The 17211-nt window shown below is 60.9% G+C and carries 14 protein-coding genes; 8 read left to right on the forward strand and 6 right to left on the reverse strand.

Going from position 1 to position 17211, the window contains the following annotated elements:
* Nucleotides 1-175: 175 nt before the first annotated feature.
* Together PKE98_RS14245 and PKE98_RS14250 are read left to right on the forward strand one after the other, a co-directional pair.
* Nucleotides 176-631 (forward strand): hypothetical protein, encoded by a 456-nt coding sequence (locus PKE98_RS14245; protein ID WP_271195961.1) that lies wholly within the window; start codon nt 176-178, stop codon nt 629-631.
* A 391-nt stretch (nt 632-1022) separates the two neighbouring features.
* Nucleotides 1023-1280 carry a hypothetical protein gene (locus PKE98_RS14250; RefSeq protein ID WP_271195962.1) on the forward strand — a complete coding sequence of 86 codons (258 nt, stop codon included), beginning with the start codon at nt 1023-1025 and terminating at the stop codon, nt 1278-1280.
* 18 nt (nt 1281-1298) lie between these two features.
* On the opposite strand, the gene PKE98_RS14255 is transcribed toward PKE98_RS14250, so the two are convergent.
* On the reverse strand, nt 1299-1736 hold the full coding sequence (locus tag PKE98_RS14255) for a helix-turn-helix domain-containing protein (RefSeq protein ID WP_373877858.1): 438 nt from the start codon (nt 1734-1736) through the stop codon (nt 1299-1301).
* A gap of 122 nt (nt 1737-1858) precedes the next feature.
* Entirely contained in the window at nt 1859-2809 is a 951-nt protein-coding gene (locus PKE98_RS14260; RefSeq protein ID WP_271195963.1) for a GlxA family transcriptional regulator, read from the reverse strand.
* Nucleotides 2810-3027: 218 nt separating this feature from the next.
* Between PKE98_RS14260 and PKE98_RS14265 the strand changes: the two genes are divergently transcribed.
* A complete protein-coding gene (locus PKE98_RS14265) occupies nt 3028-3258 on the forward strand; it encodes a hypothetical protein (protein ID WP_271195964.1) in 231 nt (76 codons plus the stop codon).
* Nucleotides 3259-3268: 10 nt separating this feature from the next.
* Here PKE98_RS14265 and PKE98_RS14270 read toward each other — a convergent pair whose 3' ends face one another.
* The 3 genes from PKE98_RS14270 to ppnN form a co-directional block, all read right to left on the reverse strand.
* A complete protein-coding gene (locus tag PKE98_RS14270) occupies nt 3269-3988 on the reverse strand; it encodes a S1 family peptidase (RefSeq protein WP_271195965.1) in 720 nt (239 codons plus the stop codon).
* A gap of 211 nt (nt 3989-4199) precedes the next feature.
* Nucleotides 4200-4826, reverse strand: a complete 627-nt coding sequence (locus PKE98_RS14275; RefSeq protein WP_373877859.1) for a flavin reductase family protein — start codon at nt 4824-4826, stop codon at nt 4200-4202.
* Nucleotides 4827-4890: 64 nt separating this feature from the next.
* Nucleotides 4891-6267, reverse strand: a complete 1377-nt coding sequence (gene ppnN / locus PKE98_RS14280; protein WP_271195966.1) for a nucleotide 5'-monophosphate nucleosidase PpnN — start codon at nt 6265-6267, stop codon at nt 4891-4893.
* 274 nt (nt 6268-6541) lie between these two features.
* Between ppnN and tpx the strand changes: the two genes are divergently transcribed.
* From tpx to PKE98_RS14305, 5 genes are all read left to right on the forward strand, one after another.
* Nucleotides 6542-7042 (forward strand): thiol peroxidase, encoded by a 501-nt coding sequence (gene tpx, locus PKE98_RS14285; RefSeq protein WP_271195967.1) that lies wholly within the window; start codon nt 6542-6544, stop codon nt 7040-7042.
* Between the two features lie 276 nt (nt 7043-7318).
* Entirely contained in the window at nt 7319-8575 is a 1257-nt protein-coding gene (locus PKE98_RS14290) for an MdtA/MuxA family multidrug efflux RND transporter periplasmic adaptor subunit (protein WP_271195968.1), read from the forward strand.
* Complete coding sequence (locus PKE98_RS14295) at nt 8572-11679, forward strand: MdtB/MuxB family multidrug efflux RND transporter permease subunit (RefSeq protein WP_271195969.1); 3108 nt, start codon at nt 8572-8574, stop codon at nt 11677-11679. Before PKE98_RS14290 ends, PKE98_RS14295 begins: the two co-directional genes overlap by 4 nt.
* 151 nt (nt 11680-11830) lie before the next feature.
* Nucleotides 11831-14941, forward strand: a complete 3111-nt coding sequence (locus tag PKE98_RS14300; protein WP_271195970.1) for a multidrug efflux RND transporter permease subunit — start codon at nt 11831-11833, stop codon at nt 14939-14941.
* Nucleotides 14938-16395, forward strand: coding sequence for an efflux transporter outer membrane subunit (locus PKE98_RS14305; RefSeq protein WP_271195971.1), 1458 nt, complete (start codon nt 14938-14940; stop codon nt 16393-16395). The genes PKE98_RS14300 and PKE98_RS14305 overlap by 4 nt, the downstream gene beginning before the upstream one ends.
* A 153-nt stretch (nt 16396-16548) precedes the next feature.
* On the opposite strand, the gene PKE98_RS14310 is transcribed toward PKE98_RS14305, so the two are convergent.
* Complete coding sequence (locus PKE98_RS14310; RefSeq protein ID WP_271195972.1) at nt 16549-17064, reverse strand: DUF1993 domain-containing protein; 516 nt, start codon at nt 17062-17064, stop codon at nt 16549-16551.
* Between the last annotated feature and the right edge of the window lie 147 nt (nt 17065-17211).

Genomic DNA, 17211 nt, shown 5'->3' on the forward strand with positions numbered 1-17211 from the left:
ATGACTTGGATATACCCTATTAATTTGGGTTTTTGAAATTACGATTTGTTCTTCGGAAGAACGCACAGGGCGGCGACGTCTATATTGTGGACCTGACAGCGAAAAAGGGGGGGGCAACCTCTACCCTTTGGTGTTGTACTCACTAACCGTCAAACGAAATTTCTGGAGGGGCATGATGGCTCACTCAAGCTTTACTTACGAGCAGTTCTTGGAGTCCAATTCAGGGATGAGAAAGAACGGATTTGACTACTTGCAATTAGTAAGTAAAGCCACGTCATTGCCCGCAGATTTCTTCCGTTATTTGGCCATTTTGTTTTCGCCCGAGTTTGTAATGCGGGATGAAAAAATATACTTATTAGAAACTTTTGATGATCAGGCTTATGCTGAATATAAGCAAAGTGGTATGCCTGATGCAGAGTTGCAGTTTTGGATGAACTTAGTTGAGATTACTGGGGTTTTTGATGTGCTAGGGACTGACGATGCGCTGCATTTCGCCGGCACGCTAGCAAAGGCTTGGAATTTAAAGTTGACGTCTGAGTTTGGGGAGGGCGTCGAAAAAGCGAGGGTTATTCATGACGAGGATACTGGCGAGGTTTTCGTGACTATCGGTTTGCATAAGGCAGCTAAGTGAGTAAACCTAAATTTGATGATCCGCTGTTAGGCGTCTACTGCTGCTGACATCTGTTTCGCCGGGAACGACCGGTGTTTTTAGTCGTTCGCGAGGGTGGTGACTGGCAGTTTTTGTGTGGGGGCATGGATCACAATGATCCAAATGAGCTTTATCACGTAAGTATTGGTGCTCTTATCGATGCCGACCTGACCTTGCACCAAATCTCAGATCTTTCGGCGGAGAGGGAGGCGGAGCGTACAGAAATTGACGGTGAGTGGATTAGAACGCTAGGAATTCAGTAGTAGCGAGATGTGCCCCACGTTCCAAATGCAAAGCCTTGACCTCCAACCCAGCCCCTCGCTATCAGCAGCTATAGTCATGTCTTACTGCCGAAACAAACGAGGTCCGTCTTATGGACTGGCTGGTCACCTATAAATACGAGAATGTCGAACGCCACCTCAAGCTCCAGGCCCGTACGGTGCCCAATATTCAGGTGGTGGCTTTTCGGGCGGTGATGGAGGTGTTTGGGGAGGCGCCGCCGGTGTCCAAGGTGGCCGGGCAGCCGGTGCTGGAGTGGATGCGCGCGTGTGGGGTGGATATCACTGATGTGATTCTGTTGCGCCGCACCAGTCGCCGGGCCAGCGAGGGAGAAGAGGGGCACGCCCCTTAAAGCCGCTTTGGCCTGCGGCTATTGAGCGGGCTGTTGGCGCCCCGTCTCCCCAGCCCCCATCCGGTTACGCCACACCATGGGGTTTACCCCTTCGGTCTTGGTGAACGTCCGCGAGAAATGGGCTTGGTCGCAAAACCCGCATTCGGCGCTGATTTGCGTCAGGGTCATGTCTGACTCCTGAATCAATCGCTTGGCCTGTTCAATTCGTTGCCGGTGAATCCAGTCCTGTGGTGACAACCCGGTGCTGCGTTTGAAGGCGCGGGAAAAGTGGCTGCGGCTCAGGGCGCAAGCCTGGGCCAGTTGCGGCACGGTGATTTTCTCGCCGAGCAGGGTGTGGATCAGCTTTTTCGCCAGGCGTTCGCGCCAGGGCGTCAGGCCACCCGTTACCAGGTGTTGGGTATCGTTTTCGTCGTCATGCGCAGGGGCGCAGCGGGGCATCCATTGATAGCCGGCCATGTTCTGTCCTCTGTCCAAAGCTGCGATTGATTCTCGCAGCCGCTTCGCTTGGGACAAAGGCGCAACCAAGGCCCATACCGGCCAACAGGGTGCGCAATACGGACATGTCTAGAACGGACGTTCTAGCCAAACTGTTGGCGGTATTGAATTGGCGTCAAGCCCAGTTTTTCGCTGAAGAGAACCCGCATATGCCGGGTGCTGCCCAGGCCGGCGCGGTAGGCCACCGTTTTCAGGGGCAAATCGGTGGACTCCAGCAGGCTGCGGGCGCGGTCGATGCGGGCGTGCTGGAGAAACTCCATGGGCGTCATTTGTGTTTCGCGGCTGAAGACGCGGGCGAAGTGGCGTGCGCTCATGCCGGCCATGCTGGCCATGCGTTCCACCGGGAATTCTTCGTCCAGGTGCGCGAGTACGTAGGTCTGCACCTTGTTGATCGGGGTGTCTTGCTCGGCCAGGGCCGCGAGCATGGGGCTGAATTGCGCTTGGCCGCCCTGGCGTTTCATGGCTACCAGCAGCACTTTGGCAACGTCTACGGCGACGGCTTTGCCGTGGTCTTCGGCCACTACCGCCAGCGCCATGTCGATGCCGGCCGTCACGCCGCCGGACGTCAGCAGGCGGCGGTCTTTGATAAAGATCTGATCGGTGCCGATGCGTGCCAGTGGATAGCGTTTGGCCAGGCGGTCGGTGTAGTTCCAGTGGGTGGTCACCTGGTGGTGGTCGAGCAAACCCGCTTCGCCAAGAATAAACGCGCCGGTGCAAATGGAGCCGTAGAGCGGGCTGCGTTGCACGGCGGTTTTCAGCCAGCGGGTAACGGCAGGGTAGCGCTCGTTGTAGGCGCCGGGGCCGCCGGGAACCAGAAGCAGGTCGTACGGGTCGCAACCATCGTCGATGCTCAGGTTGGTTTGCACCGTTATGCCGTTGGAGGCGCGAATCTGGCGCTGATCGCTGCCAATGGTCAGCACTTGATACCACTCGTTTTGCGGTAGAAAACGATTGGCCACCGAAAACACTTCAAAGGGGCCGGCCATGTCGAGCAATAAAAAATCGGGGAACAACACCATCGCCACGGTTTTCATTGATTAACCCGTTGGGTAGTTAACATGCAGTAAGGCGCTGGTATCGCATGAAGCCGGTTGTTTTTAAAGAGAAAAGTTAATTATGTGCAAGCGCGTCGTCGAGATCTGTGCGCTGGCTTGAAAACGTCGGAGGAGGGAGTGCCGTGGTGGCCGGCAAAGGCGCGCATACTCAGGGCTTGTGCTGGCTACCTGTCAGCGCACGACACAAGGAACATCCCATGAGTCAGCGCACTTTTGCCCATCATCTGGTCTGGAACGCGGCGAAACTGGTCGGTAAGGAGCCCCAGGCTTTCCTGGCCATTCGCCGGCAGAAAGGCGGCGAGGACGCGGTGTATCACCGCATCCTGGCCGAACAGCGTTTCGAGTACAAAATCGATGCGGAAACCGCCGCCCTCGCCGAACTGGCCAAAGTGGTCAGCATCGACAAGGACGACAAGCCGGTGTTCTGAGCCGGTGTGGTTATTCGCTTAGTGTCATGAGGATGTCCGAATACCAGGCGCAGTTCAGGCCCAGGGCTTCGTCTATTTCCAGGTCGCGGTTTACGTCCAGGCGCGAGGAGTGCACGCCCAGCAGCAGCCAGGGCAGCTCGCGGGTGTCGTCGGCCGGCAGACGCATCACGATCGGCGCACCACTGGAACCGCGGTGGGTGCGCGCATCGGTCAGAAAATACCCTTCACCCTTGAATCGCAGGCCAAAGGCCGAGGCGATGCTGGCCTGCCGCGCAACGGGCATATGGTGCAGGGTGTCGTGGAAACCCAGTGGGAAGCCAACGACCAGCAAGGCGCTGCCAATTTCGATGCCTTTGTTCAGGTCGGCCAGGTGGTCGGGGGTGAAGGCTTGGTACACAGTGGTTTCGGGCAGGGCGCTGCGGTCGATTTCCACCAGGGCGATATCGATTTCGCCACCCGAATCGGTGCCTTGGCGCCACAGGCTTTTGCCGTCTTGAAATAACGGAATATTGAAACCGGTGGATTCGGCCAGGTTGTCTTCGTTGGTGTGCAGCTCTATCTGCAGGTGGCTGGGGTGATGGTCTGTGGGTTCGTCGACCACCACATGACGGCTTGTGACCAGAAACAGACGGTCGTCGCGCGCGAAGAAAAAGCCGCTGGCGTTGGTCAGCGGGCGTTCGAGGTCGAAGGTGGATACGCGGGTGGCGGCGAGCAGAAGAGGTTCCAGCATGGTGCGGTACGTCCTGTAAGGGAGGGGCGGCGGTGTTAGTTAAGAAGGCCGTCCTGGCTGGAAGGTTCGAGGGGAATTTTTCGGCTCTGCGCGGCGATGTAGGGCGAATACCGCCGAGGGCGGTATCCGCCGTTGCGAAGGTTGGGCGCATACCGAGTATCGGCGGATATCCGCTATGCGGATATTCGCCCTACGACACCCAACAAAGCGGTTATTTGTCGACGACGGGCCGGTGCATATGAAAGCGTTGGGCTTCACTGATGCTGAAGTAATCGGTAGGGCCACCGCCGCGCATGATGGGCTGCGCCAGCACGGTGTTGTATACCCCATCTTCGAGCATGGCGGTGTCGATATGCACGGCCACCACTTCACCGAGTACCAGCCAGGTGTCGATTAGCCCACCGTTGGCGTTTTGCAGCTGCACGATATCGCTCAAGCGGCATTCGAATGACACCGGGCTCTCCAGTACCCGCGGCGGTTTTACCAGGCGCGAAGGCGCGGTGGCCAGGCCCGCCAGTTCGAATTCGTTCACCTCAGGGGCCACCAGCGCCGAGCTGGTATTCATCTGCTCGGCCAGTGGGCGGCTGGCCAGGTTCCAGACGAATTCCTTGCTGGCGGCAATATTGCGCACGCTGTCCTTCCAGCCGATGCTGGAAAAACCAATGATCGGTGGTGTGTAGTTGAAGGCGTTGAAGAAGCTGTACGGCGCCAGGTTGAGCACGCCCTCGGGGCTTTGCGAGGAAATCCAGCCAATCGGGCGCGGGGCGACGATGGAGTTCAGTGGGTCATGCTTGAGGCCATGGCCCAGCTTGGGTTGGTAGAAGTGAAATTCACGCATCAGGGTAGGCCTCGGTAGGGCGAATATCGCTGCACGCGATATCCGCCGATTCGGCGATGGTTCGTTAACTGTTAATGACGCGGTAGCAGGGCACATACGCCGCGCCGCCTGGCAACTTCATCCGGTGCTGCTCCACAAAGGCTTGCAGCAGTTGGTCGAGCGGCTTCATCACTTCGTGGTCACCGTGAATTTCATAGGGGCCGAATTCTTCGATCAGGCGAATGCCCGTGGCCTTGACGTTGCCGGCGACAATGCCGGAAAACGCCCGGCGCAAATTGGCCGCCAGCTCGTGGGGCGCGATGCTGCGGCTGAGTTGCAGGGACGCCATATTGGCGTGGGTCGGCTCGAACGGGCGCTGAAAGCCTTCGTCGATTTTCAGCAGCCAGTTGAAGTGAAACGCATCGGCGCGCTCGCGGCGGAATTGCTTCACTTCTTTCAGGCCGGCCACCATTTGCCGGGCTACTTCGGCCGGGTCGTCGATGATGATCTGGTAATGCGCCTGTGCGGTTTCGCCCAGGGTCGCGCCGATAAACGCGTGCAACTGTTCGAAATAGGCCTTGGCGCTTCGCGGCCCGGTGAGGATGACGGGGAAGGGCAGGTGCTGGTTGTCCGGGTGCATCAGAATACCCAGCAGGTACAGAAATTCCTCCGCGGTACCGGCACCGCCCGGGAAAATGATGATGCCGTGGCCTACCCGTACAAACGCTTCCAGACGTTTTTCGATGTCCGGCAGAATCACCAGCTCGTTGACGATGGGGTTCGGCGCTTCGGCGGCGATGATGCCGGGCTCGGTCAGGCCCAGGTAGCGGCCGCCGGTGATGCGTTGTTTGGCGTGGCTGATGGTGGCGCCTTTCATCGGGCCTTTCATCACGCCGGGGCCGCATCCGGTGCAGACGTCCAGGCTACGCAGGCCCAGCTCGTGGCCGACCTTCTTGGTGTACTTGTATTCCTCGGTGCTGATGGAGTGGCCGCCCCAGCACACGACGATTTTCGGCTCCACGCCCGGGCGCAGGGTGCGGGCGTTGCGCAGCAGGTGGAAAACGTAGTCGGTGATGCCCTGGGAGGTTTCCAGGTCGATACGTTGGCTGTCGAGTTCGTTCTCGGTGTAGACGATGTCGCGCAGGGCGCTGAACAGCATTTCGCGGGTGCTGGCGATCATCTCGCCGTCGACGAAGGCATCGGCCGGGGCGTTCAGCAATTCCAGGCGCACGCCACGGTCTTGCTGGTGGATACGCACTTCAAAATCCTTGTACGCATCGAGAATGGTTTTGGCGTTATCGATATGGGCGCCGGTGTTAAGGATGGCCAGGGCGCACTGGCGGAACAAGGCGTAGATGCTGCCGGAACCGGATTCGCTGAGTTGCTGCACTTCGCGTTGGGACAATGTCTCCAGGCTACCTTTGGGGCTGACTGAGGCGTTGATTACTTGTCTGTGGCGCATTCTGACTTCCATGAATGAGGTGCGATGGGCCGCAGAACTGCGGCGCCGTATTGAGAGGATAGTGTGCCGTGCGGGAGGGTGGGATGTCACAGCGATTGTGAACAACAGACCGAGGCACGGCGGGGTTGTTCCGTTGGCGTAGGCCGGGCTTGGCCTGCGCAATCTCACGCTTTCGCATTTTTTGACTTTGCAGTCATGGTCGCGTAATCCCTTTCGTGCTTAACTCTTGCGCCCTTAGTAACCAATAACCTCAACCATAAAAAGGAATCCGTTCATGGCCCAAGTAACCCTGCGAGGCAACCCTGTTCAAGTCACTGGCGAGCTGCCGCAAGCTGGCCAGCAAGCCCCGGCGTTCAGCCTGGTTGGCGGCGATCTGAGCGACGTAACCCTGGCCAGCCTGGCCGGCAAACGCAAAGTGCTGAACATTTTCCCAAGCGTTGACACCCCGACCTGCGCCACCTCGGTACGCAAGTTCAACGCCGAAACCAGCAACCTGGCCAACACCGTGGTGCTGTGCATTTCCGCCGACCTGCCGTTCGCCCAAGCGCGTTTCTGCGGCGCTGAAGGCCTGCAAAACGTGGTGAACCTGTCCACCATGCGTGGCGCCGAGTTCCTCGCCGACTACGGCGTGGCAATCGCCAACGGCCCATTGGCCGGCGTTGCCGCCCGTGCCGTCGTGGTGCTGGATGAAAACGACAAAGTGCTACACAGCGAGCTGGTTGCCGAAATCGGTAGCGAGCCGAACTACGAAGCAGCCGTTTCCGTATTGAAATAAGCCCGTAGGAGCGAGCTTGCTCGCGAAACAGGCGACGCGGTCCGACATTTAAGTTGCGTCATCGTTCTTCGCGAGCAAGCTCGCTCCTACAGCCTATCGCTTTGGATTCACGTAATACCCCGCAACACATGAACGGCCCGCTTAGGCGGGCCGTTTTCATTTACGGCTCAGACGGTTAGCAAATAGTCAGAGATAGGTAAAAAGCCGGTAAAGAGGCTTTCCGTTCGTCGTGGCAGTGCTTATCGTGCGGGCTCGAATTGCAATCGATGATGCCCCATGACCTTTCGTACCCTTCGCCCTTGGTTGATCACTGCCGCTGCCTTCGCCGGTGTCGTGCTTCTGGTTATCTGGTTGTCTGCTGCCAAAACCACTGGCGCGCCCGATGGCAAGGTGCGTGGGCGCCCCGGCATGGGGCCGCCGGGTGCTGCCGCCGGCATGACCGTCAGCGTGGCCAAGGTGCAACGCGCTGACCTTGACGTGCACTACCACGCCCTGGGCACCGTGACCGCCTTCAGCACCGTCAACGTCAAGCCGCGGGTCAATGGTGAGCTGGTCAAAGTGCTGTTCACCGAAGGCCAGGAAGTGAAGGCCGGCGACTTGCTCGCCGTGGTCGATCCCCGTCCTTACAAAGCCGCTCTGGCGCAAGCCGAGGGCACCTTGCAGCAAAATCAGGCTCAGCTGAAAAACGCGCAGATCGACCTTGATCGCTACAAGGGCCTGTACGCCGAAGACTCCATCGCCAAGCAAACCCTCGACACCCAGGCCGCCTTGCTCAACCAGTACCAGGGCACGCTGAAAACCAACCAGGGCCAGGTGGACGACGCCAAGCTCAACTTGGCCTTCACCGAAGTGCGCGCACCCATCAGCGGGCGCCTGGGCCTGCGGCAGGTGGATGTCGGCAACCTCGTCACTTCCAGCGACACCACGCCGCTGGTGGTCATCACCCAGGTGAAACCGATTGCCGTGGTATTCAGCCTGCCGCAACAACAGCTGGGCACCGTGGCCGCACAACTGGGCCAGGCCAAGGCAGCGCCGGTGGAGGCGTTGGACCGCAACAAGGACGTGACCCTGGCCACCGGCGAGCTGGTCACCCTCGACAACCAGATCGACACCACCACCGGCACCGTAAAGCTCAAAGCCAAATTCGAAAACGCCGATCGCTCGCTGTTCCCCAACCAGTTCGTCAACGTGCGCCTGCTCGCCGAAACCCTGCACGACGTGCTGCTTATTCCAGCCAACGCCGTGCAGCGTGGCAACGACGGCACTTACGTGTATGTACTGGGCGAGGGCGACAAAGTGGCTCAGCGCGCCGTCACCCTGGGCACCAGCGAAGGCGAGAAAGTGGTGGTGGAGAAGGGCCTCAGCGTCGATGAGCAAGTGGTGGTAGAAGGCACCGACCGCCTGCGCGACGGCATGGCCGTGCGCATTGCCGCGCCCGAGCAAGTGAAGAAGGAAGTGGGGGAAGAAACCGGGCAGAAACCCTTCGGCCAGGGCGACGCTGCGCCGCAAGGCAAGGACGGAGCCGCGCAATGAACCCGTCGCGCCCGTTTATCCTGCGCCCGGTTGCGACCACGTTATTGATGATCGCCATCCTGCTATCGGGGATTATCGCCTACCGCTTTCTGCCGATTTCGGCGTTGCCGGAAGTCGATTACCCGACCATTCAGGTGGTGACCTCGTACCCCGGCGCCAGCCCGGAAATCATGACCTCGTCGGTGACCGCGCCGCTGGAAAACCAGCTGGGGCAGATTGCCGGTCTGAATGAAATGTCTTCCAGCAGCTCGGGTGGCGCCTCGGTGATCACCCTGCAGTTCACCCTGGAAAGCAACCTGGATGTGGTGGAGCAGGAGGTGCAGGCCGCCATTAATACCGCCAGCAGCCTGTTGCCCAATGACCTGCCGTACCAGCCTTCTTACAGCAAGGTGAACCCGGCCGATGCGCCGATCCTGACGTTGGCCATCACCTCCAGCAACCTGCCGTTGCCGCAGGTGCAGGACCTGGTGGACACGCGCTTGGCGCAGAAAATTTCGCAGATCTCCGGCGTTGGCCTGGTGAGCATCAGCGGCGGCCAGCGCCCGGCCGTGCGGATTCGCGCCAACCCGTCGGCACTGGCGGCAGCGGGGCTTAACCTCGACGACCTGCGCACCACGGTGTCCAACAACAACCTCAATGGCCCCAAAGGCAGCTTCGACGGCCCCACGCGTGCCTCGACCCTGGACGCCAATGACCAACTGAAATCCGCCTCGGCCTACCGGGACCTGATCGTTGCCTATAAAAACGGTGCGCCGCTGCGTCTCAAAGACGTGGCCAGCGTGGACGATGCCGCGGAAAACACCCGCCTGGCCGCCTGGGCCAATGAAACGCCGGCCGTGGTATTGAACATCCAGCGCCAACCGGGGGCCAACGTCATCAAGGTGGTGGACAGTATCAAAGCCATGCTGCCGCAATTGCAGGCCAGCCTGCCGGGCAGCCTGGACGTGCAGATTCTCACCGACCGCACCACCACCATTCGCGCCTCGGTCTCCGACGTGCAGTTCGAGTTGGTGCTGGCCATCGGGCTGGTGGTGATGGTGACCTTCCTGTTTCTGCGCAGTTTTTCCGCCACGCTGATTCCGAGCCTGGCAGTGCCCTTGTCGCTGATCGGCACCTTTGGCGTGATGTACCTGGCTGGTTTTTCGGTGAACAACCTGTCGTTGATGGCGCTGACCATCGCCACCGGGTTTGTGGTGGACGATGCCATCGTGATGGTGGAAAACATCACCCGTTATCTGGAGGAGGGTGATAGCCCGTTGGAGGCTGCGCTCAAGGGCTCCAAGCAGATCGGCTTCACCATTATTTCCCTGACTTTTTCGCTGATTGCCGTGCTGATTCCGCTGCTGTTTATGGGCGATGTGGCGGGGCGGTTGTTCCGCGAATTCGCCATCACCCTGGCGGTGGCTATCCTGATTTCCGGCGTGGTGTCGCTCACCCTCACGCCGATGCTGTGCGCCAAGCTGCTCAAGCATATTCCGGAAGAAAAACACGGTCGTTTCGCCCAAGCCACCGGCCGCGCCATCGACCGCCTGATCGCCGGCTATGGCCGCGCCTTGCGCGTGGTGCTGCGCCATCAGCCGCTGACCTTGCTGATTGCCCTCGGCACCCTGGTGCTTACCGCCGTGCTCTACACCTTTATGCCCAAGGGCTTTTTCCCGGTGCAGGACACCGGCGTGATTCAGGCCATTGCCGAAGCGCCGCAGTCGATCTCGTTCCAGGCCATGGCCGAGCGTCAGCAAGTGCTGTCCAAAGCCCTGCTCAGTGACCCGGCCGTGGCCAGCCTGACGGCCTTTATCGGCGTGGATGGCAGCAACGCCACGCTGAACACCGGGCGCATGCTGATCAACCTCAAGCCCCATGGCGAACGGGATGCCAGCGCCAGCGAAGTGATCCGCCGGCTGCAACCGACCCTCGACCAGATTCCCGGCGTGCGCCTGTACCTGCAACCGGTGCAGGACCTGACCATCGAAGACCGCGTGGCGCGCACCCAATACCAATTCACCCTGCAGGACTCCGACCCCGATGTCCTGGCCAAGTGGGTGCCGCTGTTGGTAGAGCGTCTGCAGCAATTGCCGCAATTGGCCGATGTCGCCAGCGACTGGCAGGACAAGGGCCTGCAAGCCTTCGTGAATATCGACCGCGACGCGGCTTCGCGCCTGGGCGTGTCGCTGTCGGATGTCGACAGCGCGCTGTACAACGCCTTCGGCCAGCGGCTGATTTCCACCATCTTTACCCAGGCCACCCAGTACCGCGTGGTGCTGGAAGTGGCGCCGCAATTTCAGATCGGCCCCGAGTCGCTGGAAAACCTGTATGTGAGCAGCAGCGACGGCACGCAGGTGCGGCTGTCGTCGCTGGCCACCATCGAAGAGCGCAATACGCTGCTGGCCATCAACCACATCTCGCAGTTCCCGGCGGCCACGCTGTCGTTCAACCTGGCGCCGGATGTGTCGCTCAGCGAAGCGGTGACCGCCATTCGCCAGGTGGAGCAGCAGATGCAATTGCCGGTGGGCGTGCAGACCAGTTTCCGCGGTGCGGCGCTGGCGTTTGAAAGCTCGCTGTCGAGCACCTTGCTGCTGATTCTGGCGGCGGTGGTGACCATGTATATCGTGCTCGGCATTCTCTACGAGAGCTTTATCCACCCGGTGACCATCCTTTCCACCTTGCCTTCGGCGGGCGTGGGTGCGCTGCTGGCCTTGATGGTGGCAGGCGAGGAGATCGGCATTGTGGCGATCATCGGCATCATTCTGCTGATCGGCATCGTGAAGAAAAACGCGATCATGATGATCGACTTCGCCCTCGACGCTGAGCGCAACCAGGGTATGAACGCCGCCGATGCGATTTACCAGGCGTGCTTGCTGCGTTTCCGGCCCATTCTGATGACCACGCTGGCGGCGTTGCTCGGTGCCTTGCCGTTGATGCTGGCGGCGGGGGCAGGTGCTGAATTGCGCCGGCCACTGGGTATCGCGATGGTGGGCGGTTTGCTGCTGAGCCAGGTGCTGACGTTGTTTACCACGCCGGTGATTTACCTGGCGTTCGACCGCCTGGCGCAGCGCTGGAATGGCTGGCGCAAGCAGCGTGGGCTGGATATGCCGGTGCAGTCATGAGTTTTTGTGTGATGGCTGGCCCTCACCCCCGGCCCCTCTCCCGCAAGCGGGAGAGGGGAGCGCACCTCGTTCTCGCGGCTGACTCCATCGGCCCCCTCTCCCGCGTGCGGGAGAGGGTTGGGGTGAGGGCGGTGCAAAGGGTGATCTCAGCATGAGCCTCTCCACCCCCTTCATCCGCCGCCCAGTCGCCACCTCGCTGCTGACGCTGGCCCTGCTGCTCGCCGGCTGGCTGTCGTTCAACCTGTTGCCCGTGGCGCCGCTGCCGTCGGTGGATTTTCCCACCATCATGATCAGCGCCTCGTTGCCTGGCGCCAGCCCGGAAACCATGGCCTCGTCGGTGGCTACGCCGCTGGAACGGGCATTGGGGCGCATCGCCGGCATCACCGAAATGACCTCCAGCAGCTCGCTGGGCTCGGCCACGGTGATCGTGCAGTTCTCCCTGGAAAAAGACATCGACGGCGCCGCCCGCGAAGTGCAGGCCGCCATCAACGCGGCCAGCAGCCTGCTGCCCAGCGGCATGCCGAGCTTGCCGTCGTACCGCAAAGCCAATCCGTCCGATATGCCGGTGATGGTGCTCACCCTTACCTCGGACAGCTATACCCGCGGCGAGATGTACGACATGGCGTCCACCCTGGTGTCGCCGCGCCTGGCCCAGGTAAAAGGCATCGGCCAGGTGAGCATCGGCGGTAGTTCGCTGCCGGCGGTGCGCGTCGACCTTAACCCGGACGCCCTGAACAAATACGGCATAGCCCTGGACACCGTGCGCACTGCCATTGCCAACACCAACTCCAACGGCCCCAAAGGCGCCATCGACGGCGCCAGCAAGCAATGGCAAGTGGATGCCAATGACCAGTTGCGCAAGGCCAGCGAATACCTGCCGGTGATCGTGCACTACAACGCCACCACCGGTGCAGCGGTGCGCCTGGGCGATATTGCCGAAGTCACCAACGCAGTCGAAGACGTGCGCAACGCCGGTTTCTCCGGCGCCAACCCGGCGGTGCTGTTGATCGTTACCCGCCAGCCGGGCGCCAATATCATCGAAGCCACCGATGCCATCCATGCGTTGTTGCCCGAGATTCAGGAGCTGATCGGGCCGAAGGTGCAACTGTCGGTGATGGATGACCGCAGCCCGAGCATTCGCGCTTCCCTCGATGAAGCGGAAATCACCCTGATCATCTCGGTGCTGCTGGTGATTCTGGTCGTCTATATGTTTCTGCGCAGCCCGCGCGCCACGCTGATTCCGGCGCTGGCGGTGCCGGTGTCGCTGGTGGGCACCTTTGCGGTGATGTACCTGTGCGGCTTCTCGCTGAACAACCTGTCGTTGATGGCGCTGATTGTGGCCACCGGCTTTGTGGTGGACGACGCCATTGTGGTGGTGGAGAACATTGCGCGGCGGATTGAGGAGGGTGAGTCACCGCTGGAGGCGTCCATACATGGCGCCCGCGAAGTGGGCTTTACCGTGCTGTCCATGACCCTGTCGCTGGTGGCGGTGTTTATCCCCATTCTGCTGATGGGCGGGATTATCGGGCGGCTGTTCCGCGAGTTTTCCGTCACCTTGTCGGCGGCCATTCTGGTGTCGCTGGTGGTGTCGTTAACGCTGACGCCGATGCTTTGCGCGCGGCTGCTCAAAGCACGGCCCAAGGATGCACCGGAGCAACAGCCCAAGGCCGACAGCAAGTTGTTCTTGAACCTGATGGCGCGCTACAAGGCCAGCCTGGAATGGGCGTTGGCGCATTCGCGGCTGATGGTGGTGATCATGCTGGGCTGCATCGTGCTCAACCTTTACCTGTTCGTGGTTGTGCCCAAGGGCTTTCTGCCGGCACAGGATTCCGGCCGGCTGCGCGGTTTTGCCATTGCCGACCAGAGCATTTCGTTCCAGGGCTTGCAGGAAAAAATGGGCAAGTTCCGGGCGATTCTCGGCGCCGACCCGGACATCGAAAACGTGGTGGGTTTCCTCGGCGGTGGGCGCTGGCAGTCGAGTAACACCGGCTCGTTTTTCGTCACCTTGAAACCTATTGGCGAGCGCGACGACGTTGACACCATTCTGGCCCGGTTGCGCCCCAAACTGGCCGAAATCCCTGGCGCTGCGCTGTACCTCAATGCCGGGCAGGACGTGCGCCTGGGCGGCCGCGACAGTAACGCCACCAACCAATTCACCCTGCGCAGCGACGACCTGAACCTGCTGCGCGAATGGGCGCCGAAAGTAGAGGCGGCCATGCGCAAGGTGCCGCAGGTGGTGGACCTCAACAGCGACTCGCAAGACAAAGGCGTGCAAAGCCGCCTAGTGGTGGACCGCGACCGCGCCGCTACGCTGGGGGTGAACATGTCGCTGGTGGACGAGGTGTTGAACAACTCGTTCGGCCAACGGCAGATCGCCAACATCTACAACCCGCTGAACCAGTACCACGTGGTGATGGAAGTGGGCGCGCAGTACCAGCAAAGCCCGGAAATTTTGCGCCAGGTGTATGTGATTGGCAGCGACGGGCAGAGCGTGCCGCTGGCCGAATTCAGTCACTTCGAGCCGAGTACGGCGCCGTTGTCGGTCAACCACCAGGGCCAGTTCGCGGCCACCACGCTGTCGTTCAACCTGGCGCCCAAGGCGCAGATCGGCCCGACCCGCGAAGCGATCATGGCGGCCATCGAGCCGCTGCAATTGCCGCTGGATATCCAGGCCAGCTTCGAAGGCAATGCAGGCGCCGTGCAAGACACGCAGAACAATATGCCCTGGCTGATTCTGCTGGCCCTGGGCGCTGTGTATATCGTGCTCGGCATGCTCTACGAGAGTTACGTGCACCCGCTGACCATTCTTTCCACCTTGCCCTCGGCAGGAGTCGGTGCCTTGCTGGCGTTGATTCTGTGTGGCAGCGAGCTGAGTCTGATTGCGCTGATCGGCATCATTTTGCTGATCGGCATCGTCAAGAAAAACGCCATTCTGATGATCGACTTCGCCCTTGAGGCTGAACGTCGTTTGGGCATGACGCCGCGCGAGGCGATTCTGGAAGCGTGCGTAAAACGCTTCCGGCCGATCATGATGACCACCCTGGCCGCGCTGCTCGGCGCGCTGCCGCTGATTTTCGGCGTCGGCGGCGACGCCGGGCTGCGCCGCCCGCTGGGTATCACCATCGTCGGCGGCCTGATCGCCAGCCAACTGCTGACCCTCTACACCACACCGGTGGTGTACCTGTACCTGGATCGTTTGCGCCACTGGGTTAACCGCCGCAGAGGCGTGCGCACTGATGCTTCGTTGGAGACTTCGTTATGAGCCTGTATTCCCGCAGCCTGCTGCTCGCGGTGGCCGTGGCCGTGGCTGGCTGCGCCGTTGGCCCGGACTATAAGCAGCCCGATGTGGCAGTGCCCGCCAGCTTCAAACAGCAAGCGGGCTGGACGCAGGCCGAACCCAGCGATGCGTTGCACCGCGGCGCCTGGTGGGAGCTGTATGGCGACCCCACGCTGAACCAGTTGCAGCAGCGCCTGGAAACCTCCAATCAGACCCTGGCCCAGGCCGAAGCCCAATACCGTCAGGCACAAGCCCTGGCCCGTGGTGCACGCGCTTCGTTTTTCCCGAGCCTGAGTGCGGCGTTCAGCAAAACCCGCTCCGGGCAGGCGTCGGGTGGTGGCGGCACGGTGTCGTTGTCGGATGGCTCCACCGTCAGCAGCGGCAGCAGTGGCGGTATCAGCAACAGTTACCAGGCGAGCCTCGGCGTAAGCTGGGAGCTGGACCTGTGGGGCAAGCTGCGCCGCCAACTTGAGTCCGACAGCGCCAGCGCCGAAGCCAGCCAGGCCACCTTGGCCGCTACCAAACTCAGCCAGCAGTCGGAACTGGCGCAGAACTACCTGCAGCTGCGGGTGATGGACGCGCAAAAACGCCTGCTCGATGACACCGTCGCTGCCTACGAAAAAGCCTTCAAACTGGCGGAAAACCAATACCGCGCTGGCATCGTCACCAAGGCCGACGTGGCCCAGGCGCGCACGCAAGTAAAAAGCACCCAGGCCCAGGCCATCGACCTCAAATACCAGCGCGCGCAACTGCAGAACGCCATTGCCGTGCTGGTGGGCGAGCCGCCGTCCACCTTCAGCCTGGCGGAAACCAACGACATTCCCGGCTTGCCGCAAGTACCGGCCACCGTGCCCTCGCAACTGCTGCAACGGCGCCCCGATATCGCCTCGGCCGAGCGCGACGTAAGGGCTGCCAACGCCCTGATCGGGGTGAACAAGGCCGCCTACTACCCGGACATCACCTTGAGCGCCAGCGGCGGCTTCCGTAACGACAGCCTGTCACAGCTGCTGACCACGCCAAACCGCTACTGGTCCATCGGCCCCGACTTCGCCATGACCCTGTTCGACGGTGGCTTGATCCGCTCGCGCGTGGAACAGGCCGAAGCCAGCTACGACGCCACCGTGGCCGCCTACCGCCTGAGCGTGCTGACCGGGTTTCGCGAGGTGGAAGACTATATGGTTCAGCTCGATGTGTTGAAAGAAGAAAGCGGCGTGCAACAGGAAGCGCTGGATTCGGCACGCGAGTCGCTGCGCTTGATGCTTAACCAGTACCGCGCCGGTACCGTCGACTTCTCGGACGTGGTCACCGTACAGACCACGGCGCTGTCGAACGAACGCACCGTACTCACCCTGTTGGGTAGCCGGTTGACGGCGAGTGTGCAGTTGATTGCGGCGATGGGTGGGGGATGGCAGGTGGAGCAGTTGGGGCAGAAGGAGTAGGGCAACAGCGGCCCTCACCCTAACCCTCTCCCGCTAGCGGGAGAGGGGATTGAACTACGTTAGTTCGGCAATCGCGTTTGTCTCCCCTCGCCCGCGTGCGGGAGAGGGGCCGGGGGTGAGGGCAAAGGCAAACCTCATTCCACCCAGAAACACTCAGCTCTGCGGCTGCCCCACATAATCCATCTTGCCCACCTCAACGCCGTTATGACGCAGCAGCGCATACGCGGTGGTTACGTGGAAGAAGAAGTGCTGCAGGCCGTAAGTCAGCAAATACGACTGGCCAGTGAATTTGCGCTCTTTCGGCGTACCCGGGCGGGTAACAATTTCACGTTCCTCGTTGCCATCTACCTGGGCTGGGGTAAAGGTCGCCAGGTACTCCAGGGTTTCCTTCAGCAGCGCTTGCAGCTGTTCAAACGTGGTTTCCACGTCTTCATGCTTGGGCACGTCCACGCCGGCCAGACGCGACGGTACGCCGCGGGCGAAGTCGCAGGCGATCTGTACCTGGCGGGTGAGGGGGAACATGTCGGGGAACAGGCGCGCTTGCAGCAGGGCGGCAGGGTCGATGTTCTTGGCGGCAGCGTGTTCTTCGGCTTTTTTCAGCACAGCGCTCAGGCTGGTGAGCATTTGCTTGAAAACAGGAACGGACGCGGCGTACAGAGAGATAGTCATGGCAGGTCTCCGGTTTAAGGTGGCGCGAGTATACGCGTGCAGGCCAACCTGCGCTGCCTGCCGCTATGGTGCTATCGGCCACTGATGTTGGCCATTTAGATCCCCTTTTGGCCGCTGCCAGCGTTCTCCATTTAACTGCCTTGTGGC

Origin of the sequence: Pseudomonas turukhanskensis (assembly GCF_027922365.1) — a bacterium.
GTDB lineage: Bacteria > Pseudomonadota > Gammaproteobacteria > Pseudomonadales > Pseudomonadaceae > Aquipseudomonas > Aquipseudomonas turukhanskensis.

Coding starts and splice junctions, on each gene's coding strand:
- PKE98_RS14245 (WP_271195961.1), top strand. CDS start 176: ATGGCTCACTCAAGCTTTACTTACGAGCAGTTCTTGGAGTCCAATTCA.
- PKE98_RS14250 (WP_271195962.1), top strand. CDS start 1,023: ATGGACTGGCTGGTCACCTATAAATACGAGAATGTCGAACGCCACCTC.
- PKE98_RS14255 (WP_373877858.1), bottom strand. CDS start 1,736: ATGGCCGGCTATCAATGGATGCCCCGCTGCGCCCCTGCGCATGACGAC.
- PKE98_RS14260 (WP_271195963.1), bottom strand. CDS start 2,809: ATGAAAACCGTGGCGATGGTGTTGTTCCCCGATTTTTTATTGCTCGAC.
- PKE98_RS14265 (WP_271195964.1), top strand. CDS start 3,028: ATGAGTCAGCGCACTTTTGCCCATCATCTGGTCTGGAACGCGGCGAAA.
- PKE98_RS14270 (WP_271195965.1), bottom strand. CDS start 3,988: ATGCTGGAACCTCTTCTGCTCGCCGCCACCCGCGTATCCACCTTCGAC.
- PKE98_RS14275 (WP_373877859.1), bottom strand. CDS start 4,826: ATGCGTGAATTTCACTTCTACCAACCCAAGCTGGGCCATGGCCTCAAG.
- ppnN (WP_271195966.1), bottom strand. CDS start 6,267: ATGCGCCACAGACAAGTAATCAACGCCTCAGTCAGCCCCAAAGGTAGC.
- tpx (WP_271195967.1), top strand. CDS start 6,542: ATGGCCCAAGTAACCCTGCGAGGCAACCCTGTTCAAGTCACTGGCGAG.
- PKE98_RS14290 (WP_271195968.1), top strand. CDS start 7,319: ATGACCTTTCGTACCCTTCGCCCTTGGTTGATCACTGCCGCTGCCTTC.
- PKE98_RS14295 (WP_271195969.1), top strand. CDS start 8,572: ATGAACCCGTCGCGCCCGTTTATCCTGCGCCCGGTTGCGACCACGTTA.
- PKE98_RS14300 (WP_271195970.1), top strand. CDS start 11,831: ATGAGCCTCTCCACCCCCTTCATCCGCCGCCCAGTCGCCACCTCGCTG.
- PKE98_RS14305 (WP_271195971.1), top strand. CDS start 14,938: ATGAGCCTGTATTCCCGCAGCCTGCTGCTCGCGGTGGCCGTGGCCGTG.
- PKE98_RS14310 (WP_271195972.1), bottom strand. CDS start 17,064: ATGACTATCTCTCTGTACGCCGCGTCCGTTCCTGTTTTCAAGCAAATG.